Below are 24,098 nucleotides of genomic sequence, written 5' to 3' on the forward strand. Positions count from 1 at the left end.
GAATTAAATGGCTACTAAAGTTTTAGTTGTTGATGATTCGAGTTTTTTTAGACGACGAGTCAGTGAGATTGTTAATCAAGATCCTGACTTAGAAGTTGTGGGTGTTGCCTTCAATGGTCAAGAAGCTGTTGATATGGCTGCTCAATTGAAACCTCAAGTTATTACTATGGATATTGAAATGCCTGTTATGGACGGTATTACTGCCGTTCGTAAAATCATGGCTGCCAATCCGACTCCAATACTGATGTTTTCTTCATTAACCCATGACGGTGCACAAGCAACGCTTGATGCATTGGATGCGGGCGCATTAGACTTTTTACCGAAACGTTTTGAAGATATCGCATCAAATAAAGATGATGCGATTAAGCTTTTACAGCAAAGGGTTAAAGCACTAGGTCGTCGTCGTCTATTTAAACCAGTGGCGAGAACTACCCCATCTTCGCTAGGAACTTCAACGACAAGCTCATCAGCGTCAAGACTGACTAATTCGAATCTGAGTGGTGCGAATTCGACACTTAAATCATCAATCACTCCCAAGTTATCTACTGCTAATTCGACGACGAATCAGGGAAATACTGCTTCAGTAGCTTCGATTCGGGCGAGCGGCAAGAAATACAAAGCTTTATTGATTGGCACATCAACGGGTGGCCCTGTAGCGTTACAAAAAATTCTGACAGCTTTTCCTGCAAATTACCCACACCCCATATTATTGATTCAACATATGCCTGCTGCATTTACACCAGCCTTTGCGAGTCGACTGAACAGCTTATGCAAAATTAATGTAAAAGAAGCCCAAACAGGGGATATGCTTAAGCCTGGTTGTGCCTATTTAGCGCCAGGTGGAATGCAGTTAATGGTTGAAAAAAGCGCTAGCTTAGGTCGCTTAAAAGTCATCGCCGGCAATGCTGATATGAACTATAAACCCAGTGTAGACATTACTTTTGCATCAGCATCAAAAGCTTTTGGTAGTGGTGTTATGGCGGTTGTGCTAACTGGCATGGGTGCAGATGGACGCGAAGGTGCTAGAATGTTAAAAACTGCAGGGGCAACTATTTGGGCTCAAGATGAAGCCAGTTGTGTTGTATATGGCATGCCTCAAGCCGTCGCATCAGCGGGTATTTCTAGTCATTCAATTGCATTAGAAAATATGGCAGAAGCGATTATAAAAGAGACTGCTCGTGGCTAGAGTAAAACAATCAATGACGACACAGCAAATGTTGCTGGTGTTTTTATTGGTTATTGCAGTGGTGTGCTTAGCGAGTTTATATTTTGATTTAGCGAAAAAAAACCGCGAACTTAATGCAGAAGTTATTGAATTAAAAGCATCCCAAGTATTGTTAATGGTACCGGATGAACAAGCAGAACAAATCGCGAATTGGTTAGCTAAATATCCTGGACAAACCAAAGCGATGGCCGCCAGAGCCGCAAAAGGTGAAGATATCACTATGGCATTTGGCCCTGGCACCGAGTTAATGAGTTCTGATACTGTTGAAAACTCTTCAACGAGTCAACAAGCATTAAATCCTGCACTTTCAAGTCAAGCTGTCACTGAAAATGCACAAGGTGTAAAAGTTATTACATTGCCACATGGTGGCATTAGGGTAACCACCCGAGAAACTGACACCGCTAATAAAAATAAATAGTGCGATTAATATTGAGTGGCGAGGCGTGATTTGAAAGTTTGGACAATAGCTAATCAAAAAGGTGGTGTGGGAAAAACCACGACAGTGGCCAGTCTTGCAGGTGCATTAGTTAAGCGTGGGAAGAGGGTATTGATGATTGATACTGACCCTCATGCTTCACTGGGTTATTATCTCGGTATTGATTCAGAGCAAGTTCCCAGCTCACTTTATGACATATTCCTGGCTCATAAAAACCTTACACTAGAAGGTGTTGAGAAACACATCGTGCCTACATCAATTGATGGGCTAGATTTAATTCCTGCTACCATGGCTTTAGCGACACTTGATAGAGCATTGGGACATCAAGAAGGAATGGGATTGGTACTTCGCAATGTCACCTCATTGCTTGAAGATAAATATGATGTTGCCATTATTGATTGCCCGCCGATATTAGGCGTATTAATGGTTAATGCACTTGCGGCTAGTCAGCATATTATCATTCCTGTGCAAACAGAGTTTTTAGCGATTAAAGGCTTAGAGCGTATGGTAAAAACAATGGGGTTAATGGGGCGTTCTAAAAAAACCTCTTATAGTTTTACTATTTTGCCAACGATGTTTGACCGACGCACAAAAGCTTCACCTACAGCCCTTAAGTCCTTAGAAGAAACTTATCCTGATACCTTATGGCCTGATGTTATTCCTGTGGATACTAAGTTTAGGGATGCCAGTTTAGCTCATGTGCCCGTATCTCACTTTTTCCCAAGCTCACGTGGTATGAAGGCGTACAACCGTTTATTGGATTTCTTGCTCGCGAAGGAGTTTAAGCATGTCAAAATCGGTTGACGAGACTGTTTTTGATTTTTTCTCTGTTCTACTACAAGAGCCCACTAAAGAGGTTCAAACGCCGGCTGAAGATAAGCCAGCACCAATAGCGTCGAACAGTAATTCGGTTAGTTTAAAAAAACAACACAGTAAAACATTCAAAAAACCGCATATAAATAATAGCTTGGGTGCGGTGGTTAAAAAAGTAGCTCCTCAGCAGCAAGAAGTCAAAAAAGCGTTTGCTGAGCCTCAAGTCGATAAAGCTGCACTTTCCAAATTGTTGTCGGCTGTGTCAAAGCCAGAAGTTAAGCAACCTGAAAGCAAGTCTATACACATCGGCGAAATCGATTCTGCGGCGTCTGATAAGTCGGCGCAACAAGTTCAAGATGAGATTAAATTAAAAGCTCAGCAGGTTAGATTGCAACTTGAGAAAGCCGTTGTTCAAGAGTCAGCGGTTGATGACGTTAAAATTATATCTTCGCAAAACAATAAAGAACCTGAAATATCAGCCGATATAAGCTTTGATAAAGCTGAAGTTAATGTCAGTGAAGTTGAGCTTAATGTTGAAGAACAACAGAAATCATCAGTACCACCCAGTATTACGGGAAATTTACAAGATGTCCTGGATGATGAGTTTCAAGTTTTATTTTTCAATGTTGCGGGGTTAACCCTAGCTGTACCATTGGTAAGTTTGGGTGGTATTGTTAAAATAGAACATATAAATCATTTGATTGGCCGCCCTAATTGGTTTTTAGGTGTGCAAACTCGACGTGAACAGAAAGTGAATGTTGTTGATAGTTGCCGCTGGGTAATGCCTGAAAAATATACTCAAGAATTGGCTGACAGTATAGATTATCAATATCTAGTGATGCTTGAAGACAGTAACTGGGGGCTCGCATGCGAATCCTTGGTGAATGCAGTAAGAATAGATAAATCACACGTAAATTGGCGTGAAAAACCTGGTAAGCGCCCTTGGCTTGCTGGTGTAGTAAAAGAACAAATGTGTGGTATTTTGAACGTGCAAGCGCTTATCGAAATGCTAGATGCAGGATTAGGTTGTCAAGATTCGATTGACTGAGGTTATTTATGACAGACTCAAGAAATGTTGCAGCAGTTGCTGCAGGTAAAGAAGATGTAGTACTACAATGGGTGACATTTAAGCTAGATAATGAAACCTATGGTATTAACGTAATGCAAGTTCAAGAAGTGTTACGTTATACCGAAATAGCGCCAGTGCCAGGTGCACCTTTATATGTACTAGGTATTATTAATCTTCGTGGTAATGTCGTTACCGTCATTGATACTCGTTCACGATTTGGATTAGATGCAGCAGAGGTTGATGATTCCTCAAGAATTGTGATCATTGAAGCTGAAAAACAAGTTATCGGTATTTTAGTCGATAGTGTTGCTGAAGTGGTTTATCTACGCCGTTCAGAGATTGATAATGCGCCAAATGTCGGTACTGAAGAAAGTGCTAAGTTTATCCAAGGTGTAAGCAATCGAGATAACGAACTATTGATTTTGGTCGATTTAGACAAGTTATTATCAGATGATGAATGGGCTGAAATTACCCAGTTATAATGATTTTTGATTGTCGATGAAAGCCAGCATTATTTTTTGCTGGCTTTTGTGTTTTAATACCTTAAATTAAATCCGTTTGATGGAATTGGTATTACTAAGGAAAATAAATGTCGCAAGAGTTGCTCATTGTTATCGCTGTTTATGTTGTTAGTTGTGCAGTCATTTGGATGTTCTTTAGTAAAAAGACAACAAAACTTCAGAGCAAAGTTGATGCGTTAACTTTATTAGTTAAAGAAAACGATCGACAACGTGAAACCGTCAAAAAGGAACTACAAGAATTGCGCAGTGGCACAATTGGTGTAGGCCGACGAGTGGTAGAGCTTGAACAGAAAATAGGTAAACAGTCAGAGTTAATTGAAGAGGCAAGCCAGCAAGACCCTCAGTCAAAAATGTACTCTAGAGCGCTTAAGATGGTTGGGTTAGGTGCTGGAATAGAAGAATTAATGCAAGAGTGTGAGCTACCTAAAGCCGAAGCTGAATTAATTATTCGTTTACATAAAAAATAATGCCTTTAAGCAACTTATACATTGGTGAGTTTAGGCTTTGTCGATAATTTTGTGGTGTAAGTTGTTCCATTGCTCAGGGAATTTACCATCGAGCATATAAACAAATGCAATAAGCTCTGCAATTAACGTGTAGAGCTCTTCTGGGACTTCATCACCGAGTTCGAGTAACTGTAAGAAGTGACTGAGATGCTCATCTTGATGAATATATACCCCGGCTTCTTTAGCTAATGAGATAATTTCTTCAGCCACCAAATCTTTGCCTGTTGCTGTAATCGTTGGTGCACTATTACCATCAAAACTTAGTGCTACAGCCTTTTTTACGTCAGTCATCTTAAATACCTTAAATATCAATTTGGTTAAGCATTGGTTTTGACCAAGTAATGATCGCCTGGTAAAAGAGTGGGTGGGACATGGTCAACCAAGGTCGATATTTCTCTTGCTTGTAACCCTGCTTGTTGGATTTTATCCATTAAAGAGGCTTGGAATTGCTCAACCTTAGATAATACTTGGGTGTCATTGCCTGTGAATGTGAGGTCTAAGTATTCCCCTTGTTTATGCGCCATAACTAGAATAGGTCCTTGGGCTAAATTAAACTTAAGCTGCAGGCGCCAGTTTTGTTGTTTGTCTTCATTATCTTCACCTGGTTGTTTTTCGAACTTCCCTTCTAGCTGCTCGTCTCTTTGCCCTATTGAATAGGGTAAAGCAAAATACCAAGTTAAGTTTTGGTTAGCATCACTGCTTTGTTGATAAAGCGAAATGCTACTAGCCAGTTTTCCCATTGATTCAAGGCTGCCTGCTTTATCTAAAGCCGATAATAGCTGCGGCGCAAGTGATGCAGTCTTGGCTATCTTTTGTTGCAGTTTTGCCATGTATGACTGTAAACGCGGGCTTATGGATGTATTGTTTGCTGTTAGTTTAAAACCGAGTAAAAGCTGAAATAATGTGGTAATAGCACCACCAGAAAGGTTGATATTAGCTGGCGTGGTTTGAGCCAGATTTAAACTCGTCAGACTTTTGAGTTCAGCTTTAAGTAATGAAGGATTGGCAAGTTCAGTTAACGGCGATAGATCCAAACTTGGGATCAGTTTTATAAGTTGAGATGCTATGTTTTGTTGAACTTCACTAGTTGCCTTTTGTATTGGCATCGCTCCAGCTTTAGATAAGTTTTGATTCAATACCTCAAAAGGTGATTTAACTGTTCCCCCAGGCTTACGTAACTCAGACGTAAGGGGGCTTGGGTTGAGTTTTGAGATGAGTAACTTAACTTCGTTTACTTGTTTCTCTGCCAATACACTTTCGGGTTTTAGTAAGTTTTGATTAACCAGTGTTTGTAATTGTTTAAACTGACTTTTAGTTAAGCTGTTATGGCCATTGTTTTGATGTGCCAATTGTTGAATAAGTTGCTGGCTTAACTTTTCAAGGCGTTGAGCTGTGAAAGGCTGTTGTACAAGCGCATTGATATTTTGTGGTAATTGACGATTCAACTCGCTGGCAATTGGCTTATTTCCTACTAAATACGGGCTTTTTTCATTAACCAAGGGTATGCGTTCAAGGTTTTTTAAATATTGCGTTAATAATTGAACAGGCTCGTGTTTACTGAACACCATGTTACCCAATTGTGGTTTAACTTGTGTAACAGGAACATTGTTTGTAGGGCTTAGCGACACATTGTCGATTAACTTTATTGGGCTCAAGCTTAGTTGAAGTTGACCTGCTAATTGAGTCACTGTAGCAAGGTTAAGCCCTGATGGCAGTTTAGTTAAAGGCGACACTATCACATTCGTGCCATTTTCAAACATTAGCCTGTTTGCATTTAACTCAACTAAAGGTAAAGGGTACCCTTGAGGGCGTGTGGCTAATGCTAACAGTTGTTGCGATGTTACCCCGTTTGATTGTGCTAAGTTAACAATCTCTGTGGGTAGATTTAACTTGATGGCTTGAGACACTAATACCAATTGAGCTGAAAGCTGCTGGCTAGAAGTGTTAATTTTGTGAGAAACGATGTTTTGAAGCTGACTAATACTGTCAGTACTCAACAGCCCCTTAGCACCCGCTTGGATCAGTTTGATTATTTGTTCATTGGCTTTAAATTGAAAATTATTGCCTTCAATAGTGATAGTGACGATTGCAGGTTTTTGGTTAAAGCTATCATCCGTTTTAGATAAGTTGGCCGAAGTGCTTGGCGTATTAATAAGCATTTTAACGGGTAATAATACTGCATTGGCTGGCAATGTACTGGAGTTATCTTTAACAGGCGATTGAGCTACAGATGTTTGTTCAGCGGGGCTAGATACATTTGAATTAGTCCCTTGATAGTTGAGCTGCGCAGTTTTGCTATTTGTATTCACTGTCGATTTTAAGACATGAGAAGCTTGCGAGTCTAACTTTGAGGTTTTAGACGCCGGTTTGTCTGTCGATGCTGGCAGTTTCATTGATGTCATTTTAAATCTACTATCACCTTTAAATATGTTCTATTACAAATTAATTGTTGATCTATCAAGCTTCAGCAGTATTCTTAGCGATAATTACTTAACAAGACTTCCTGAGTGTAATTCGATTAATACCAACCTTTATCGACTTGCAGTAATCAAGCTTTAACGTTTTGGGTTAATTACTATTATTTGCAACTTATGGTTTATAGGTTTGCTCTTGGGTTAATCATTGAATCAATTTTCTGTATTAGATAGTGATTCAGTAAAGTGGGTTAAACGTATTAGTACTATATTTATTGTAAAACGTTTACATAAATTGTTCCCGTAAAGAGAGATGTATGAAGTATAAATGGATGTTACTTTCTTTGTTGTTGGGTTGCTTTTCTGCATCAATTCAAGCCGAAGAAATCGCTGCCAGTGAAGCGAGCCAAAAGCCTGCAGTAGAGATGGTCTATAATGACCCACGGGATCCGATTGAAGGGTTTAACCGTGCAATGTGGGACTTCAATTATCTTATTTTAGATAAGCATTTATTCCGCCCTATTGCTCATGGATATAATGATTATCTCCCATCACCTGTTAAGTCTGGCGTTAATAATTTTGTACGTAATTTTGAAGAACCTAGCTCATTAGTTAATAACGCTTTACAAGGTAAGTGGGGGTGGGCTGCCAATGCTGGTGGACGCTTTACTGTTAACACTACACTAGGGCTATTAGGGGTTGTTGATGTCGCTGACATGATGGGCATGGTCAGAAAACAGGATGATTTCAATGAAGTCTTAGGCTATTACGGCGTGCCTAACGGGCCTTATTTTATGGCACCATTTTTTGGACCATATGTGACAAGAGAACTCGCGACAGATTGGGTTGATGGTCTATACTTTCCGTTATCAGAGTTCTTGTTGTGGCAATCTATTTTAAAATGGGGATTAAAGAATCTTGATTCCCGTGCTTCCGCTATTGATCAAGAACGCTTATTAGATAATGCGCTTGATCCATATACCTTTGTCAAAGAAGCTTATTTTCAACATATGGATTACAAAGTTTATGATGGCAATGTGCCAACTAAACAAGATGACGATGAGTTACTCGAAGAATATCTATCAGAACTTGAGTAACACTGCCGAAGCCTGACAACGTCTTCGGCAGTTAGCTGCCTAAGGAGTGGTATGGCATTAACAGATGTCTCAGTGCTTTTAGTTGAAGATGATTCAGTATTTAGACAATTATTGGCTGACTTTTTAATCCAACAAGGTGCGGTTGTATTCGAAGCTTGTGATGGCGACGAAGGGGTGAGTGAGTTTCAATCACATACCGTAGATGTTGTTATTGCCGATTTGAGTATGCCAAGGCTTGGTGGACTTGGCATGTTAAAACAAATTCTTAAAATAAACCCCGCAATTCCTTCGATTGTTATTTCTGGCAATAATGTTATGGCTGATGTTGTTGAAGCGCTGAGATACGGTGCGAGTGATTATCTGGTTAAACCTGTTGCAGATTTAAAGATTATTGAACAAGCAATAGAACAAGCTATCTCTCCAGCTAATACCGACTTAGGCGCTATCGATTTTAGTGATAGTCACGCTGTAATTAACTCCGCTGCCAATATGAGCCAAGATTTATCCTATCAAGAGTTAGCAGATAACTTTACCCTACTTGAACACAACGCAGAAGCGGCTAAAAGTGTTCAACAGCAATTATTTCCAGCGTCTAATGTGAGTTATCCTACCGCTCAGATCCATTATAGCTTGTGTAAAAACAGTGACGTCAGCGCTTATTTTATTGATTCAACCATGGTGGGTGATAACCATTTAATTATGTATATGGCGCATTTTCATCCTGAAGATAATCGCGCCGCATTTGGATGTGTATTACTCAGAAGCTTCGTTAATCAGAAGTTGAAACTGTTTCGTAATGGTTTGAGCACCACGTTAGTCGAACCATTTAGTATGTTGAGCTATCTCAATGACAGGATGGTTAACTCTGGTTTAAACCTCTATGTAGATATTGTGTATGTGGCTGTCGAGTTAACTCACTACAGAGCTGCGATAGGGCAGGCTGGTGGAGGTTTACGATGTTATTTGAGAAATGGCACAGGGTTGGCTCCGCTTGCTATTTCAGAGTCTTTACAGCTCGGTACAGTTGAGTGGAATAAACCTAGCATGCAGTTTAGAACCTTAATGCCAAATGAGAAAATTTGTATCGCCAGTAATATATCTCATCATCGCAACCGCTTAATGAATAACCAATTTGACGGTTTGTTTTATGATGAAGAATTACCTGCTGGTGGTTTTATTGAATTAGAATTCGTTTAATTATCTTCGCTTAATTATCTTCGTTTGAAGGCTAAACGCCTGTACTTGATAGGTTTATTCGCTTATCAAAGATAACGTTAATAGGGTATTGGATAAAATCACAAACAATAATTCAAAAAAACCTCGCAATTGCGAGGTTTTTTTAGTCAGCGTTAATCTAACAAATTAGCTAGGTTTAATCGCTTCGTGCTCAGCAGTAACTGCAATTTCTTCAGCTAATGCTTCTTCTTCAGTTTCATTGTGCCCTTCTGCGCCATGCATCCAGTCAACAAGCTTGTCTGCCAAGAAGTAAAGAATGATACCTGATACAGCAGAGGTGATAGCAATACCAGCGAAGATAGCCATAGCATTTGCTAATTGTTCTTCTTTCTCACCACCATGTCCGATAAATGAACCGACGATACCACCTACTTTGTTTGCAATAGCAACGAATAGGAACCATGCGCCCATCATTAGCGAAGCAATACGCAGTGGAGCCAATTTAGTCACCATTGAAAGGCCGATTGGAGATAAACATAACTCACCCATTGTATGGAAGAAGTATGCACCTACTAGCCACCACATGCTTGATTTAGCATCAGCGTCGCCGCCCATTTCAAGTACAGCGCCAATCATGAATAAGAAACCAATACCAAGCAGCACTAAACCGAGTGCAAACTTAACTGGCGAGTTAGGTTCATTTTTGCCAAGTCGAATCCAAATAGATGCGATAACAGGAGCAAAAATTACAATGAACATTGCGTTAAGAGACTGGAACCAAGTCGTTGGTACTTCCCAGCCGCCAATCATGCGGTCAGTAAAGTCGTTAGTGAATAAGTTCATTAGACCACCGGCTTGTTCAAAACCAGCCCAGAAAATGATGGTGAATAAACCCATAACCATGATGACTTTAATACGGTCACGTTCGATTTTAGTTAAAGGTTCTTTACGTACTTCACCCAATTCTTGCTGTTTTTCTTTTTCAAGCTTAGCAGCAGGGTAACGACCAATGTCGCCTAATAACTTTTGCGCAAAAAGAAATTGGATAATAAGTGAAAGTACCATACCGATACCTGCACATAAGAAGCCCATTTGGAAGTTACCATCATAAGCTGCAACGACTGAGCCTACGATAATACCTGAGAGGAATGCACCAACGTTAATACCCATATAGAAAATAGTGAACGCGCCATCACGACGATGATCACCCTCTTCATACAAGTCACCAACCATAGTTGAGATGTTTGGCTTAAATAGACCATTACCAATAATTAGCGTACCAAGACCAATGTAAAATACCATGGTTTCAGAACCTGGGATCCAGCTGTGAGGCAGCGCTAGAATGAATTGACCCGCTGCCATTAAGGCACCACCAATCATAATCGCTTTACGTTGACCAAGATATGCATCAGCTAACCAACCACCAATAAGCGGGGTTAGATATACAAGACCAGTGAAAGTACCGTAAAGTGATATCGCATCACCTTGAGTCCAACCAAGACCGTGTCCACCTTCTGTTTGAACTTTATCTACTAGATATAGCACCAGAATGGCGCGCATTGCGTAATAACTGAATCTTTCCCAGAGTTCTGTTGTAAACAGCAGGAAAAGCCCCTTGGGATGACCAAGCATGGTCCCCTGTGGTTTTGCATTGCTCATTTAGTCTTCCACCTTAAGCTTGTGATTGCCTGCGGGACAAAGGTCGCCACAGAAATTGTTGTCTGCAATGGTAATTAATTTAAACGTATTGATATTTTCAGGCTGTGGCCTGTTATTGTTTCAATTTAGTTGCTATAAAATTAATCACTTTGTTGTTTATTTATTATATTAAATATCGTCTTTTTACAGTTTTAATCATTAAAACCATAAAAAGCTCACCTTATATACCCTTTAAAGCCCTTATAAGTCAATGGTAGTGGGGTATTCGGCGAACTAAATACTTGCTCTAAATCACCTTTGTTCGCAAAATTGTTGATACGTATGTTGAGGTTTGGGTTTTATTGTGAGTGTTAACCTTCAAGGTAAAGTCGGGGTTAGATTTTTTCATAAACGATTGAGAATAGGTGACTTCTACACACTTCATCAATTCGCGCGTTTCAGTATTGAACCTATACTCATGTAAGTTGTTGGTAAACGCTTTCAAAAGTGTTAACAAATCTATAAAATGTAACCCATTGGATTTATACTGCTAAAAGCTATCAAGGTTAAGATAATTAACTTTTGTGTAACCGTATGTTGGTTAAAAACTAATGAATTAGGGGCTGAATCATGCGAAAAATATTAGTCTTGTTCGTTTGTTTAAGTTTTATTAGCTCCAGTTACGCATGGGTAGATACTGATAGAGATGGTGTGCCAGATAAAAAAGATGCTTGTCCGGATACACCTCTAGGGGTATTGGTGTTAGCTAATGGGTGCCAAGACGTCACTGAACTAGCAATTGCCAATAATCCAATTGAACAAAATTCGGCGCAAAATAGCTCACTTAAAGTGTATTTTGACTTTGCTCAGGCAAATGTTCTACCAACTCAGTTGGCAGCGATAAAGCAAATGATACCTATTTTACAAAAAGGTAAAGGGCTTCTATTAGTTGGTCATACGGATGATATTGGATCTGAGCAAACTAATTTGAACCTGTCATTACAAAGAGCTGAGTCAGTAAAAAAAGTGTTAGTGGACGAATTTGCTTTTGAGCCTAGCTCGCTAGCAGTGCAGGGAAAGGGCAGCCTCGAACCCGTGGCTGACAATAAAACGGCTCAACAAAGACAATTAAATAGACGTGTAGAATTTAAAGTAGAAAAATAATTTTTATTAAGGGAGTAAGACAATGGAAAATATTGAAGGTTTGATGGCTCAAGCCCCTGAGTTTATCGTGACGTACGGCTTGAAAGTCGTTATGGCAATTGTGATATTTATTATTGGTAAATATTTATCAAACGTGGCTAAAAAATTAACCACGAAAGTGATGGTCGGTCGTAAGATTGATGAAACAGTGGCATCTTTTGTCGGCAATTTAGTTTGGGGATTGGTGTTTGTATTTACCATCATTGCAACTTTAGGGCAGATAGGCGTTCAAACTGCATCTCTGGTCGCTGTTATTGGTGCTGCTGGTCTTGCTGTTGGTTTGGCGCTTCAAGGTTCATTGTCAAATTTTGCAGCTGGTGTGTTGATGGTTATCTTCCGCCCTTGTCGTGTAGGTGATTTTGTTGAAGCCGCTGGTGTAGCAGGAGTGATTGAAGAAATTACTATTTTCTCTACTAAACTTCGCACAGGCGATAACAAGACCATTATTGCTCCAAACTCAGCGATGATGGATGGCACTATTACTAATTACTCGACTAAAGAAACACGTCGAGTTGATTTAGTTATCGGTGTGGGTTACACCTCAGATATAGCAGCAACCAAGAAAGTTATCTCTTCTGTATTAGACAATAATCAATACGTTCTTAAAGATCCTGCATACACTGTTGCACTAGGTGAACTAGCAGATTGTTCTATTAACTTTGTGGTTCGTCCATGGGTTAACACTGCCGATTACTGGCCAGCTCATTTTGAGTTACTAGAGCAGATTAAGAATGCTCTAGATGCTGCTAACATTGAGATTCCATTCCCGCAAATGGATCTACAAATTAAAAATATGCCAGCTCAGTAATATTGAATGAGCGGAAGAAAAGCCAGCATTAAATGCTGGCTTTTTTGTTTGCGAAATTTAACTCAACGCGGGTAATATTTTTTAAGGTAGAATGGCTTTCTTATAAATTTAAACTGCTTTTAAACGAGCTTGATGTAGTTGAGTATAAACATGATAGATTTTCGAAGTGATACTGTGACAAAACCAACTGATGCGATGCGAAAAGCCATGGCTCAAGCTGAAGTCGGTGATGATGTTTATGGCGATGATCCTACCGTTAATCGTTTACAGGATATGGCCGCAGAACGATTTGGTTTCGATAGCGCCTTATTTGTCAGCTCGGGTACTCAAGCAAACTTATTGGCCTTGATGAGTCATTGTGAGCGCGGAGACGAGTACTTGTGTGGCCAGCAAGCCCATAATTATAAGTTTGAAGGTGGTGGGGCAGCCGTGCTTGGAAGTATTCAACCTCAGCCACTTAATAATCAGGCTGACGGCAGCATTTTACTGGCAGATATCGAAGCTGCGATTAAACCAGATGATGTTCATTTTGCCCATACGCGTTTATTAAGCATTGAAAATACTATTGGTGGTAAAGTGTTACCGCAGCAATACTTAGCAGATGCTCAGGCATTAGCCTTTAATCGCGGTTTGAAAATACATTTAGACGGAGCTCGAGTGGCAAATGCTGCCGTAGCTCAAAATGTGCAGATCAGTGAAATTACCCAATATTTTGATTCAGTGTCGATTTGTTTATCAAAAGGCTTAGCTGCGCCTATTGGTTCAATTTTATTGGGTGATGAGCGTTTAATTAACAAAGCGGTTCGTTGGCGTAAAATGTTGGGTGGTGGTATGCGTCAAGCTGGCATTATCGCTGCTGCAGCAGAACTGGCCATTACTGATCAAGTTGGAAGATTGGCTGAAGATCATGATAATGCAGCGCTGCTTGCTCAACACTTAATGGCAATGCCCGAGTTTAGTGTTGATGTTAGCCAAGTTCAAACAAATATGGTGTTTGCTGAATTAGATAAGCGTTTTGATGTTAATCATTTAAGTTTATTACTATCTCAGCAGGGCATATTAATTAGCGCGACCTATTCACTTCGTTTTGTCACTCATAAAGATATCAGTCGACAGGAAGTACTGACATTTGTTGATGTGCTAAAAAAATGTCTTCCTCAAGTAACAGTTCAGTAATGTCACGTTAAAAGAGCCTTGTATCTTATTTGTGCGATGTTAGCAGGAAAGCTGCATCGTGCTTTTAATTGGTGCATTCAGTTGAGTTGTTGCCGTATTCTGGTTAGGTCATTCTTCTACATTTCTCTCCGTAAATTAATTTGTGCTTATTTTTCAATGACTTTCTATGTTGGCTTTGTTTTTGCTACCTCTTTCGAGGTATTCATAATGTAAGGATCAATATAATGGAATATTCAAGCCGTCATATTGTAAAACCTATTGATTTAAATTCTGAAAAAAATCTTTGTTGTGGCCAGTTATTGAATTGGCTAAATGAAGAAACATCTCTTTTTGCACGCTGTGAAATGCACAGTAAATTGCTAATGGCCAAACTAGTTTCTGAGATTAATTTTATGAGTCCAGCAAAGCTTGGCGATGTAATTGAATTTGGAATGGAAGTGATAAGCCTAGGGCAAAGTTCTATCACGTTACGTTGTAAAGTGCGAAATAGCTTTAATAATGCACCAGTGGCTTTTGTTGATAAGGTGGTGTTTGTTAATATTAACGAAAGAGGGTTACCTGTACCTCATGGTGTTAGAGCGAATGCTGCTTAATCAAGGATGTAAAAAGTATTAACGCTTGAGCATTGCTAAACACTGGTATAGCTAAATAAAAAGCCAGCTTCAACAAGTTTGAAGCTGGCTTTTTCATTTTAGATGCACATTGACGCTTAATGTAGTTTTAAATGTGGATGAATAATGCGTCCAATTCCTTTTGCTAGCATCATTAATGTGCCTTTGACTACGCCATGTAATTCAATCAAATGACGACGGTAAAGTGAAGTATATACAAAGCGCGCAATCTTACCTTCTACTAGTACACCGCCTCCCATGAATGACATTAAGTTACCTACAGTATGGAATTTAGATAAATTAACTAAAGAGCCCAAATCTTTATAAACGTACTCATTGGCTGGTGCTTTGCCTTCAAGCATCAAGATAATATTATCTGCTGTCATCAATGCCATTTGTCTTGCTGATTGACCACGAGGTGGCACCCAGCTTCCGTCAGCTTGTGGACATGCAGCGCAGTCGCCAATGGAGAAAATATTATCATCAAGGGTCGTTTGCATATTTTGCTTAACCATGACTTGATTGATTTGGTTGCTTTCAAGGCCACCAATATTATTTAAAAAGTCAGGTGCTTTTACCCCTGTTGACCAAATAACCATGTCAGACGGTATTAGATTACCGCTTGTGGTGGTAAGTCCTTCAGGGCTAACTTCTGTGATACGGGTATTTGTCATCACATTAACACCCAGTTGCTTAAGCTCACGGGTGACAGAGTTTGAAATTTCTACTTTATCAACTTTAGGCAGAATACGTTCATCAGCTTCAATTAACGTGACTTCGAGTAAACTAGTATCAATTTTATAGCCAAAGCCACTGAGCTGTTCTACAGCGTGGTGCATTTCAGCTGACATTTCTACGCCAGTTGCGCCCGCACCCACGACTGCAATTTTAATCTTTTCATCCAATTGGTGATGACTGGCATAGCGCATGAATTTATTCAGGAGAATCTTACGAATAGACATCGCTTGCTCGGTGTTATCTAAGAACAAACTATGCTCTTTAACACCTGGGATTTTAAAGTCATTTGCGACACTACCAATGGCGATGACAGCGTAATCGTAAGGGATTTTACGAGCAGGCAGTAGCTCTTGACCGTCTTCATCATTAATCGGTGCAAGAATGATATGCTTGTTTTCACGGTCAATATCAATCATTGCGCCTTGCTGAAAATGATAACCGTGATCAGATGCGTGACCGCGATAGCTTATCGCATCTAAACCAATATCCAGCGCGCCAGTTGCCACTTCATGGAGCAATGGTTTCCAAACATGGCTTTCTGCGCAATCAACTAAAGTGACTTTTGCTTTGCCTTTTTTACCTACTTTACGGCCTAACTTAGTGGCGATTTCCATGCCACCTGCGCCGCCGCCAATAATGACGATATTTGGAACTGCTTGCATCGCTTGATGCTCCTTACTTAAGGTTAAAAATAAAATGGGCAAACTCTGATACCAAGAACTAAAACCGAGTTCTGACTCGGCTTCTATTGAAATAGTCAACTATTATTGGCTGGATACATCGTTGAGTGTGGTTTTGATTTAAGTGGCTAATGCGCTCGAAAAAATCAACAACCATAGTGCTTGCACTAAAGGAAACCATTCTGTTTGCACTAAAAGTAATTAAAGTGTTAGTACTAAAAAATACATCAGTAAGTTGACTCAGCTGAAGCTGGATTTGATGTTATGTGGCGATTCAGAGTTATATGGAGATGTTTATATATTAAACAGTCACAATATGTCATTTTGAGATTGTTAAAGTGTGACCGAATATTAAAATAGAATTTAGAAATGCGAAATTGATCACTTTTTACATGATTCAGGATTGGATGTTACAAAAACAAACCGACAAGTAAAAACTTGTCGGTATGGATACTACAGCATCGATTTAGGCTTTATGCTCTAGTCATTCAGTATATGGAAGAGGTTATGCCTGTGCTTTAGCAAGGCGACCATTATAGTCTTCAACTAGATGAGCAATAATTTTTTCAGGATCAGCATCCTGACAACATTTATCTAAGAATACTTTAAACGTAACTAAGGAGTGAGCATTATTGAACATTCGATCGCTTTGCATAGCGTAGTAAGTATCATCAGTATTAGATTTTCTTACAATGAATTCGCCATTTTTAAAAGCTTTGGTGCCTGGCTCATCATGCCACTTTGTGATTCTGTTTAATGCGATTTCACTAGATTGATTGACTTCGACATGATTCAACCAGCTTGCTGGTTGTTCATTTTCTTTGTAATGAGGACATCTTACCGTGTAGTTATACACGTGAGTGATTGCTGTCATAGCTTACCTACTTTTTTAAGAATGTAATTCATCATAGACCGCTAATTTAACTTTGGTCAATGGTTATTTGTAGAAGTTAGATCTAGTTAACAAATGTTATGTTGTTAACTTTTTTTGTTCAATTATATCAGTGGCTTAATTTGTTTTGTGAAGGCTGCTTGTATTGTAAATAGTTGGGTATTTCATTGTCTAAATAATGCTCAAAATGAATATTTCTCGATTATCCTAGCTTGCTTCAAACCGTAATAATGACAAAATCAATAATATCTCATTTTAAAAATGACAAGCATTTGAGAGCCATTCACGTAAGTGTCATTCTCATAAGAGTGATTCACATAAGAGTGATTCATAGAAGAGCTATAAACATAAGAGCAAAACAAGCATTTCAATATTCGCGAAATCACAGACAGACAATGGTCACTATGCACATGTAGAATAAAATGTGCATAGCCATTTCCAATTCATGCAATTACGCAATACTTACAATTTTAGTCACTTTCACATTTAGTCACTTTTACATTTGTCTATTTCACAAATTTTTTGAAAGCGACTCTTATTGCTTATTTATAGTGCGTTGGTAAATATTTCGCAAATTTCAGCATGGGTAGCTTGTTTAGGATTGGTAAAGCCACAAGCATCTTTTAACGCATTGTCAGCAAGGACTGGAATATCTTCTGGATTAACGCCAAGTTCAGTCAAGTTAGCTGGAATATTTACTGCGACAGACAAGGTTCGAATGGCATCAATTGCAGCTTCAGCGCCTTGCTCATCAGTTAACTGGGCAACATCGACTCCCATTGCTTTACCAATATCTTTAAGTTTAGCTGGCACAATTTTAGCGTTATAGGCTTGTACATGCGGCAGTAACAGCGCATTACAAACGCCATGTGGTAAATCGTAAAAACCGCCTAACTGATGCGCCATGGCGTGAACATAGCCTAGACTTGCATTATTAAATGCCATACCAGCTAAAAATTGTGCATAAGCCATTTGTTCGCGGGCATCAATATTGTCACCTTGTTCAACAGCGTTGATAAGGTTTGCTTGAATTAATTCAATGGCCTTTATCGCGCAAGCATCGGTGATTGGGGTTGCAGCGATAGATACGTAGGCTTCAATCGCATGGGTTAGTGCATCCATTCCCGTTGCAGCAGTCAATGCAGCAGGCTTTTCAATCATTAACTCAGGATCGTTTACTGATAAAATTGGTGTGGTATTTTTATCGACGATCGCCATTTTAATATGACGTTTTTCATCTGTGATGATACAAAAACGCGTCATCTCACTTGCTGTACCGGCAGTGGTATTTATTGCAACAAGTGGCATTTGTGGCTTAGCTGACATGTCTAAACCTTCATAGTCGCAGATATTACCGCCATTGGTGGCTACTAACGCGATGCCTTTGGCGCAGTCATGAGGAGAGCCTCCGCCTAATGAAATAACGAAGTCACATTCGTGTGCTTTTAACAGACTTAAGCCTGCTTCAACATTGGCCGTTGTTGGGTTAGGTTGTACCCCATCAAATACAAATACAGCAATGTCATTTTCAATTAACTTACTAGTGACTTTTTCGACTAAGCCAATCTTGACTAAAGGCGTATCTGTTACGATTAATGCACGTTTAAAACCTAAGGTTTTAATGTCATTAATGGCCTCATCTACACCACCTTGACCGATAACATTGACACTTGGAATAAAAAATTTTGTAGCCATGATAAACCTCGTTAGTACTTAAAATTAATAAATATAAAATTCTTTTCTGTTGTTAAAGTAACAACCAAATGCGCTGCAGTTTGTGATGAAAATCATATATTCATACTTGTTTTGTTCGGTTTTGTAGTTTTAATACCAAAGAGGGATTTGGCGCAGATTTTACTGTTTAGGTTTGATCTAGAGCATATTTGAACTGAAAATTAAAAATGCCTATAACTAAATTAGTTATAGGCATTAAAGACTGTTTGAACGCTATTTTTTTATAGAAAAAATACGTTTACACTTGAGGGCAAGTCGATTCGGTGACGCTATTAATGATGATTTCGGTATCGGGAACGTCATTTCCACTTGTATCAGTAATATTGATTTGATCAACTACTTCCATTCCCGCGACGACTTGACCAAATACTGCATACCCTGGTGCGCTACTGCTGCTGTAATCAAGTTGAGGATTGTCTAAAGCGTTGATGTAAAACTGTGAGGTCGCTGAATTGGCTACATTCGTTCTCGCCATCGCAATGGTGCCGCGAGCATTGGTTAATCCAGTGTTACTTTCAAGCTCAATAGGATCATTGCCTGGCTTGGCAACAAGCCCAGAGGTAAATCCACCAGCTTGGGATACAAAGTTGTATATTACGCGGTGAAAAATGGTGCCGCTGTAATATTCCTCATCAACATAACTTTTGAAGTTTTCGCCAGTAATTGGTGTATTAGTGGTATCAATCGCTAAGGTGATATCGCCTAATGTCGTTGACATTAGATAGCAAATGTCAGCTTGTAATTCAGCCTCTTCAACTGGCGGGACAGGATCTACTGGTTCTGGAGAGCTTGAATCAGAACTGCCGCCACAAGCGGATAACGTGAGTGCGAATGCTAGAGGGTACAACAACTTCATTTTTGGCCTTTGTTTGTTTTGTTTTTGTAGCACTTATGTTGCTCAAATGGTTTATTGAAAGCAACAGAAAAAAGCCAAAGATACAAACTGTTACTTTGATATCTGATTTTTAAAGTATGAGCCCCCAACATAAACAAACCATGAAGTGTAATTCTGCGATGGCGTTATTAGCTTTATCACAATATAAAGCCTGTGAATAAATCGCCAAATTAGGCCATAGCCGTTACAATGACGCCATTATTGGTAGTGTAAATTAGAGAAAAATATGACTTTTGATTCAATTGGCTTTTCACAGCCTATTTTAGATGCAGTAAAGGCTTGTGGTTATGACAGCATGACACCTGTACAGCAAGTTGTGATGCCGTTGGCCATTGATGGAAAAGACATCTTAGCCAGTGCCCAAACAGGTACAGGTAAGACGGCAGCTTTCTCATTACCGCTCTTATCACTGTTAGAGCAACAGCTTGATGACCAAGACAATAAAACTGCTTGGCAACGTCTTAGGGTATTAATCATGACCCCAACACGCGAACTTGCGATTCAAATAGAACAGAATATTGTTAATTATGCGCAGTTCTTACCTTTTGAAAGCGTGGCTGTTTATGGCGGGGCAAGTATCAATCCTCAACGTAAAGCGTTAGCTAAAGGTGTTGATATTTTAGTGGCGACACCAGGTCGACTTTTTGACGTCATTGGTCAACATGATTTGGATTTATCGTTTGTCACACATTTAGTCATTGATGAAGCAGATCGCATGTTGGATTTGGGGTTTGTTAAAGATATCGAAAAGGTGAAGCGATTAGTGAATCGCCAGCATCAAACATTGATGTTTTCGGCTACCTATTCAGAAGCGGTGAAAAGCTTAGCTGCAAAAATGCTTAATGAACCTGAGTTTGTTCATGTATCAAATCAAACAACGGCTGAAACGGTGTCACAATCTGTATTTCAGGTGGACAAAAGACGTAAAGCTGAGTTGTTATCAGAGCTGATTGGCCGTAATAACTGGCAGCAAGTGATGGTATTTACCAGCCTAAAAGAAACGGCAGAGCACTTACTTAAAGAATTTAAGTTAGATGGCATAAAAGCAGCGGTTTTTCATGGTGACAAAACTCAGGGGGCGCGTAACAGAGCACTAGAAGAGTTTAAATCGGGCAAACTTAGGGTCATGATTGCTACCGATTTAGCAGCAAGAGGCTTGGATATCGAAGCACTGCCATTAGTGATTAATTTTGAGTTGCCACCAGAGCCTGAAGATTATGTGCATCGTATTGGCCGTACAGGCCGTGCAGGCTTAACGGGTCAAGCGATATCATTAGTTGCCCAAAATGAAATGGATTTATTAAGTGACATTGAGTCTTTAATTAATACTCAAATAGATGTTCAGATACAGCCTGGTTATGAAGCGGGCGCGCCATTACCTGCAAGGTATCGTGAGGTGGAAGCGGAAAAACCTAAAAAGTCCTTCAAACATAAAAGAGCTAATGGCCCGCGTGGTAATGATAAATCAAAGCCAACTAGGCAAGGTAAATACGCCAAAAAAGCGAAGTAACGTTTAACTCACCACAGCACCTCATTACAAGCTGACAAGGAAGAATCAGAGTGATCCTTAAACCCATTAATACTAATATTATTACCGGCTTTTTAGGCGCCGGTAAAACCAGCCTTATTTTGTCACTGCTTAAGTTGAAGCCTGAAAATGAAACATGGGCTGTATTGGTGAATGAGTTTGGAGAAATTGGTATTGATGCAGGTTTAATTGGTGGCAAAAATGCATCAAAGCAAATTGTCATTAAAGAAGTTGCTGGTGGTTGCTTATGCTGTGCAGCGGGTATTCCGACTCAAGTTGCGATTAACCAGCTTATTCAAAAAGCTAAACCAGACCGTTTATTCATTGAGCCAACGGGGTTGGGGCATCCAGCTGAAATTTTAAAAGTGCTCACTAATGAGTTTAATCAACAAGTACTGAACGTGAACCAGACAGTATGTGTGGTTGATGCACGTAAAATACAAGATGAGCGCTACAGTGAAAATGACAACTTCAACCAGCAAATCCAAATTGCTGATCTTGTGTATGCCAGTAAAGTGGATTTATATCAGCAACAAGAGCTTGTAAACCTTGAGCATTTCTTATCGCAGTTCAACCATACCAAATCAGTGATTCATTCAACGAATGACAATGCGGTTGCGCGAGTCTTTGAGTCACTTAATCAGCCTCGAGCTCTGTTACAAAAGGTGCAACAAAGTGCTAGTTTCGCTCGTTCGATAAAACCTGCTTTGACTAGCCAAACAAGTTCTATTTTTTCAATAGGCTTTGGTCTTGGTGCCAGTCAAAGCATGGGCCAAGGCTTCGCTCCAGAAACGGATAAAGAGAACGAAGCTCAGGCTGTTGAGTTTAATCAGCAAGGCTACTGGATGAGAGAGAATCAAGGTGAGGGTGCTTATAGTGTGGGCTGGATATTTGAGCCTAGATTGTGTTTTGATTTTGATAAATTAATTGATTGGATTAACCAACTCATTGCTGAAGATATTGTTCGACTGAAAGCCGTGATGATAACTGAAGAGGGTATCGCGGGTTTTAATATGGTTGATGGCAAACTGTCTGTGATGGAGTTGGATGAAGCTATGGATTCGCGAATAGAAATCATAGCATTGGAACCATTGGCTGGCACAAAGCTCAGTGAGTCGCTGCAGGCTTGCTTATTTGATGAGTTGTTAAGTCATTAGGCTAATGCCGATGATGCTTTAGACCTTAAGCTTAAGGCTATTCACCTTAAGGTTGTTAACCATGAGATAAACCATATAGGTTAATCTCATGGCCATTATCGATACCTCACTTTCTAACAGTGACTTCTCGCTATCGATTAAAACAGTTTGCTGCCCCAGCCCAACTTTGCACGTAACACGTTAAAGTAATTATGGCCTTTCGGGTGGATCATTCTTAATCTGTCTTCACTTCGACTAATCAGTATTTCATCACCTGGCAGTACAGATAAGTGCACATGGCCGTCACAACTGACTTCTAAGTTTTCACCGTTATCAGGTGATACCACTAGCTTGATCGTACTACTCGCATCGACAACAATAGGCCTGCAAGACAATGTATGTGGAAACATTGGCACTAAAATAAGAGCTTGAAGGTTTGGGGTCAAAATAGAGCCGCCAGCTGACAATGAGTAAGCTGTTGAACCTGTAGGGGTTGAAACAATCATTCCGTCAGCACGTTGGCTATACATGAACTGGTCGTCAATATAGACCTCAAACTGGATCATGTGCGCCACTTTACCTGGATGCAATACGGCTTCATTAACAGCGGTATTGCTGGCTTTAAGCATGCCATGACGATGTACTTCAGCTTCGAGTAAAAAACGGTATTCAGTATCGTATTGACCATCTAACACTTTAGATAAGGATTCTTCAAAATTATCTGGGGGTAAATCAGTCAAAAAACCTAGATTGCCACGGTTAACTCCAATAACTGCAATATCAAATCTTGCTAGTACTCTTGCAGCACCTAACATATTACCGTCACCACCGACAACAATTGCCAAGTCGCAGCGCTCACCTAATTCAGTTAAATCAACGGATTCAATATCAACTTTGAGTTCAGAAGCGACACGTTCTTCGGCTAATATCTCGAAGCCTTGCATAGACAACCAATGATGCAAACGCTTCAAAGTGAGGTTTGTTCCTTGGTGATGTGGTTTGCCGATAAGGCCAATTGTTTGAAACTTTTTGGTCATATTAGTATTTGATTTGCTCAAAGGCTTGAAACAACGAAATTGATCCCCATAATATGCCCATAGTAATCAGAAACAAAGCATTTTTAGCTGGAGTGAAAATGAGCAACGAGTCGAATAAAGTAGATCAAGAAGTAATTGATGCAGAAGCAACCACTGAAATTGAAACAGAAGTTGAAGCTGAAGCAACACAAGAAGTTGATGAGTTAACTCAAGCTAATCTTAAAATTGAAGCATTAGAACAACAACTTGCAGAGTCACAAGCAGCATTAGCTGAACGTAAAGATGTTGAAATTCGCGCAGCAGCAGAGACGGCGAATATCCGTACTCGCGCCGCTAAAGACGTTGAAAAAGCACGTGCTTTCGCTTTAGAGAAGTTTGTGAACGAGCTTTTACCTGTGTTAGACAACATGGAACGCGCGTTAACGGGTGTTAATCCTGAAGATGAAGCAACGAAAGCGATTGTTGAAGGTGTTGATTTAACCATGAAAGGTTTCTTAAGTTCTGTTGAGAAATTTGGCGTGGTACAAGTTAATCCACTAGGTGATGCATTTAATCCTGAGCATCATCAGGCTATTGGTATGCAACCAAGTGCTGAATACCCGAAAGACACAGTGATGCTAGTGATGCAAAAAGGTTATACCTTGAACGCACGTTTATTGCGTCCGGCTATGGTTATGGTTTCGCAAGGCGGACCAAGCGTAGATACTCAAGCATAAGTTATTAAGACTGAGCGTTTAGGTTTAGCACTTAGATTTAGTACTTAGA

Annotated in this window: 23 protein-coding genes; 15 read left to right on the forward strand and 8 right to left on the reverse strand. The window is 39.7% G+C overall.

Annotation, left to right across the window (positions count from 1 at the left end):
• Positions 1-7 precede the first annotated feature (7 nt).
• The 6 genes from BCU84_RS15765 to BCU84_RS15790 all read left to right on the forward strand — a co-directional run bounded on the left by BCU84_RS15765 (position 8) and on the right by BCU84_RS15790 (position 4,531).
• Positions 8-1,186, forward strand: coding sequence for a chemotaxis response regulator protein-glutamate methylesterase (locus tag BCU84_RS15765; RefSeq protein WP_102529029.1), 1,179 nt, complete (start codon positions 8-10; stop codon positions 1,184-1,186).
• A complete protein-coding gene (locus tag BCU84_RS15770; protein ID WP_241906459.1) occupies positions 1,179-1,643 on the forward strand; it encodes a membrane anchored protein in chemotaxis locus in 465 nt (154 codons plus the stop codon). The genes BCU84_RS15765 and BCU84_RS15770 overlap by 8 nt, the downstream gene beginning before the upstream one ends.
• 30 nt (positions 1,644-1,673) lie before the next feature.
• Complete coding sequence (locus BCU84_RS15775) at positions 1,674-2,465, forward strand: ParA family protein (protein ID WP_102529030.1); 792 nt, start codon at positions 1,674-1,676, stop codon at positions 2,463-2,465.
• Positions 2,449-3,522, forward strand: a complete 1,074-nt coding sequence (locus BCU84_RS15780) for a chemotaxis protein CheW (protein WP_102529031.1) — start codon at positions 2,449-2,451, stop codon at positions 3,520-3,522. The genes BCU84_RS15775 and BCU84_RS15780 overlap by 17 nt, the downstream gene beginning before the upstream one ends.
• An 8-nt stretch (positions 3,523-3,530) precedes the next feature.
• A complete protein-coding gene (locus BCU84_RS15785; RefSeq protein ID WP_102529032.1) occupies positions 3,531-4,025 on the forward strand; it encodes a chemotaxis protein CheW in 495 nt (164 codons plus the stop codon).
• Positions 4,026-4,132: 107 nt separating this feature from the next.
• Entirely contained in the window at positions 4,133-4,531 is a 399-nt protein-coding gene (locus BCU84_RS15790) for a DUF2802 domain-containing protein (protein ID WP_102529033.1), read from the forward strand.
• Positions 4,532-4,561: 30 nt separating this feature from the next.
• On the opposite strand, the gene BCU84_RS15795 is transcribed toward BCU84_RS15790, so the two are convergent.
• Positions 4,562-4,861: an EscU/YscU/HrcU family type III secretion system export apparatus switch protein gene (locus BCU84_RS15795; RefSeq protein WP_102529034.1), complete on the reverse strand. Its 300-nt coding sequence runs from the start codon at positions 4,859-4,861 to the stop codon at positions 4,562-4,564.
• A 26-nt stretch (positions 4,862-4,887) separates the two neighbouring features.
• The gene (locus BCU84_RS15800) at positions 4,888-6,972 is read right to left on the reverse strand and encodes a hypothetical protein (protein ID WP_102529035.1); all 2,085 of its coding nucleotides are present in this window, start codon (positions 6,970-6,972) and stop codon (positions 4,888-4,890) included.
• Positions 6,973-7,301: 329 nt separating this feature from the next.
• Here BCU84_RS15800 and BCU84_RS15805 point away from each other — a divergent pair, with 329 nt between their 5' ends.
• The gene (locus tag BCU84_RS15805) at positions 7,302-8,081 is read left to right on the forward strand and encodes a VacJ family lipoprotein (protein ID WP_102529036.1); all 780 of its coding nucleotides are present in this window, start codon (positions 7,302-7,304) and stop codon (positions 8,079-8,081) included.
• 51 nt (positions 8,082-8,132) lie between these two features.
• Complete coding sequence (locus BCU84_RS15810) at positions 8,133-9,278, forward strand: response regulator (protein ID WP_102529037.1); 1,146 nt, start codon at positions 8,133-8,135, stop codon at positions 9,276-9,278.
• 165 nt (positions 9,279-9,443) lie between these two features.
• Here the strand turns inward: BCU84_RS15810 and BCU84_RS15815 are convergent, their stop codons facing one another.
• Entirely contained in the window at positions 9,444-10,916 is a 1,473-nt protein-coding gene (locus BCU84_RS15815; RefSeq protein WP_102529038.1) for a peptide MFS transporter, read from the reverse strand.
• A 609-nt stretch (positions 10,917-11,525) separates the two neighbouring features.
• Between BCU84_RS15815 and BCU84_RS15820 the strand changes: the two genes are divergently transcribed.
• The 4 genes from BCU84_RS15820 to BCU84_RS15835 all read left to right on the forward strand — a co-directional run bounded on the left by BCU84_RS15820 (position 11,526) and on the right by BCU84_RS15835 (position 14,675).
• Positions 11,526-12,059, forward strand: coding sequence for an OmpA family protein (locus tag BCU84_RS15820; RefSeq protein WP_102529039.1), 534 nt, complete (start codon positions 11,526-11,528; stop codon positions 12,057-12,059).
• A gap of 22 nt (positions 12,060-12,081) precedes the next feature.
• Positions 12,082-12,906 (forward strand): mechanosensitive ion channel domain-containing protein, encoded by an 825-nt coding sequence (locus BCU84_RS15825; protein ID WP_102529040.1) that lies wholly within the window; start codon positions 12,082-12,084, stop codon positions 12,904-12,906.
• A 150-nt stretch (positions 12,907-13,056) separates the two neighbouring features.
• Positions 13,057-14,082, forward strand: a complete 1,026-nt coding sequence (ltaE, locus tag BCU84_RS15830) for a low-specificity L-threonine aldolase (protein WP_102529041.1) — start codon at positions 13,057-13,059, stop codon at positions 14,080-14,082.
• A 224-nt stretch (positions 14,083-14,306) separates the two neighbouring features.
• Entirely contained in the window at positions 14,307-14,675 is a 369-nt protein-coding gene (locus BCU84_RS15835; RefSeq protein WP_102529042.1) for a hotdog domain-containing protein, read from the forward strand.
• A gap of 116 nt (positions 14,676-14,791) precedes the next feature.
• Here BCU84_RS15835 and BCU84_RS15840 read toward each other — a convergent pair whose 3' ends face one another.
• From BCU84_RS15840 to BCU84_RS15855, 4 genes are all read right to left on the reverse strand, one after another.
• Entirely contained in the window at positions 14,792-16,093 is a 1,302-nt protein-coding gene (locus BCU84_RS15840; RefSeq protein ID WP_102529043.1) for an NAD(P)/FAD-dependent oxidoreductase, read from the reverse strand.
• Positions 16,094-16,616: 523 nt separating this feature from the next.
• On the reverse strand, positions 16,617-16,985 hold the full coding sequence (locus BCU84_RS15845) for a cytoplasmic protein (protein ID WP_102529044.1): 369 nt from the start codon (positions 16,983-16,985) through the stop codon (positions 16,617-16,619).
• Between the two features lie 564 nt (positions 16,986-17,549).
• Positions 17,550-18,698 carry an L-threonine dehydrogenase gene (gene yiaY, locus BCU84_RS15850; RefSeq protein ID WP_102529045.1) on the reverse strand — a complete coding sequence of 383 codons (1,149 nt, stop codon included), beginning with the start codon at positions 18,696-18,698 and terminating at the stop codon, positions 17,550-17,552.
• Positions 18,699-18,975: 277 nt separating this feature from the next.
• The gene (locus BCU84_RS15855; RefSeq protein ID WP_102529046.1) at positions 18,976-19,593 is read right to left on the reverse strand and encodes a peptidylprolyl isomerase; all 618 of its coding nucleotides are present in this window, start codon (positions 19,591-19,593) and stop codon (positions 18,976-18,978) included.
• A gap of 265 nt (positions 19,594-19,858) precedes the next feature.
• On the opposite strand from BCU84_RS15855, the gene BCU84_RS15860 reads away from it, so the two are divergent.
• Together BCU84_RS15860 and BCU84_RS15865 are read left to right on the forward strand one after the other, a co-directional pair.
• Positions 19,859-21,142 carry a DEAD/DEAH box helicase gene (locus BCU84_RS15860; RefSeq protein ID WP_102529047.1) on the forward strand — a complete coding sequence of 428 codons (1,284 nt, stop codon included), beginning with the start codon at positions 19,859-19,861 and terminating at the stop codon, positions 21,140-21,142.
• A gap of 50 nt (positions 21,143-21,192) precedes the next feature.
• Complete coding sequence (locus BCU84_RS15865; protein WP_102529048.1) at positions 21,193-22,317, forward strand: CobW family GTP-binding protein; 1,125 nt, start codon at positions 21,193-21,195, stop codon at positions 22,315-22,317.
• Between the two features lie 137 nt (positions 22,318-22,454).
• Here the strand turns inward: BCU84_RS15865 and nadK are convergent, their stop codons facing one another.
• Positions 22,455-23,333, reverse strand: a complete 879-nt coding sequence (gene nadK / locus BCU84_RS15870) for an NAD(+) kinase (protein WP_102529049.1) — start codon at positions 23,331-23,333, stop codon at positions 22,455-22,457.
• 98 nt (positions 23,334-23,431) lie between these two features.
• Between nadK and grpE the strand changes: the two genes are divergently transcribed.
• The gene (grpE, locus tag BCU84_RS15875; protein WP_102529050.1) at positions 23,432-24,049 is read left to right on the forward strand and encodes a nucleotide exchange factor GrpE; all 618 of its coding nucleotides are present in this window, start codon (positions 23,432-23,434) and stop codon (positions 24,047-24,049) included.
• Positions 24,050-24,098: the final 49 nt, after the last annotated feature.

The sequence above is a fragment of the Shewanella sp. 10N.286.51.B7 genome, assembly GCF_002873615.1.
Lineage (GTDB): Bacteria > Pseudomonadota > Gammaproteobacteria > Enterobacterales > Shewanellaceae > Shewanella > Shewanella electrodiphila.

Coding starts and splice junctions, on each gene's coding strand:
- BCU84_RS15765 (WP_102529029.1), top strand. CDS start 8: ATGGCTACTAAAGTTTTAGTTGTTGATGATTCGAGTTTTTTTAGACGA.
- BCU84_RS15780 (WP_102529031.1), top strand. CDS start 2,449: ATGTCAAAATCGGTTGACGAGACTGTTTTTGATTTTTTCTCTGTTCTA.
- BCU84_RS15785 (WP_102529032.1), top strand. CDS start 3,531: ATGACAGACTCAAGAAATGTTGCAGCAGTTGCTGCAGGTAAAGAAGAT.
- BCU84_RS15790 (WP_102529033.1), top strand. CDS start 4,133: ATGTCGCAAGAGTTGCTCATTGTTATCGCTGTTTATGTTGTTAGTTGT.
- BCU84_RS15795 (WP_102529034.1), bottom strand. CDS start 4,861: ATGACTGACGTAAAAAAGGCTGTAGCACTAAGTTTTGATGGTAATAGT.
- BCU84_RS15800 (WP_102529035.1), bottom strand. CDS start 6,972: ATGACATCAATGAAACTGCCAGCATCGACAGACAAACCGGCGTCTAAA.
- BCU84_RS15805 (WP_102529036.1), top strand. CDS start 7,302: ATGAAGTATAAATGGATGTTACTTTCTTTGTTGTTGGGTTGCTTTTCT.
- BCU84_RS15810 (WP_102529037.1), top strand. CDS start 8,133: ATGGCATTAACAGATGTCTCAGTGCTTTTAGTTGAAGATGATTCAGTA.
- BCU84_RS15815 (WP_102529038.1), bottom strand. CDS start 10,916: ATGAGCAATGCAAAACCACAGGGGACCATGCTTGGTCATCCCAAGGGG.
- BCU84_RS15820 (WP_102529039.1), top strand. CDS start 11,526: ATGCGAAAAATATTAGTCTTGTTCGTTTGTTTAAGTTTTATTAGCTCC.
- BCU84_RS15825 (WP_102529040.1), top strand. CDS start 12,082: ATGGAAAATATTGAAGGTTTGATGGCTCAAGCCCCTGAGTTTATCGTG.
- ltaE (WP_102529041.1), top strand. CDS start 13,057: ATGATAGATTTTCGAAGTGATACTGTGACAAAACCAACTGATGCGATG.
- BCU84_RS15835 (WP_102529042.1), top strand. CDS start 14,307: ATGGAATATTCAAGCCGTCATATTGTAAAACCTATTGATTTAAATTCT.
- BCU84_RS15840 (WP_102529043.1), bottom strand. CDS start 16,093: ATGCAAGCAGTTCCAAATATCGTCATTATTGGCGGCGGCGCAGGTGGC.
- BCU84_RS15845 (WP_102529044.1), bottom strand. CDS start 16,985: ATGACAGCAATCACTCACGTGTATAACTACACGGTAAGATGTCCTCAT.
- yiaY (WP_102529045.1), bottom strand. CDS start 18,698: ATGGCTACAAAATTTTTTATTCCAAGTGTCAATGTTATCGGTCAAGGT.
- BCU84_RS15855 (WP_102529046.1), bottom strand. CDS start 19,593: ATGAAGTTGTTGTACCCTCTAGCATTCGCACTCACGTTATCCGCTTGT.
- BCU84_RS15860 (WP_102529047.1), top strand. CDS start 19,859: ATGACTTTTGATTCAATTGGCTTTTCACAGCCTATTTTAGATGCAGTA.
- nadK (WP_102529049.1), bottom strand. CDS start 23,333: ATGACCAAAAAGTTTCAAACAATTGGCCTTATCGGCAAACCACATCAC.
- grpE (WP_102529050.1), top strand. CDS start 23,432: ATGAGCAACGAGTCGAATAAAGTAGATCAAGAAGTAATTGATGCAGAA.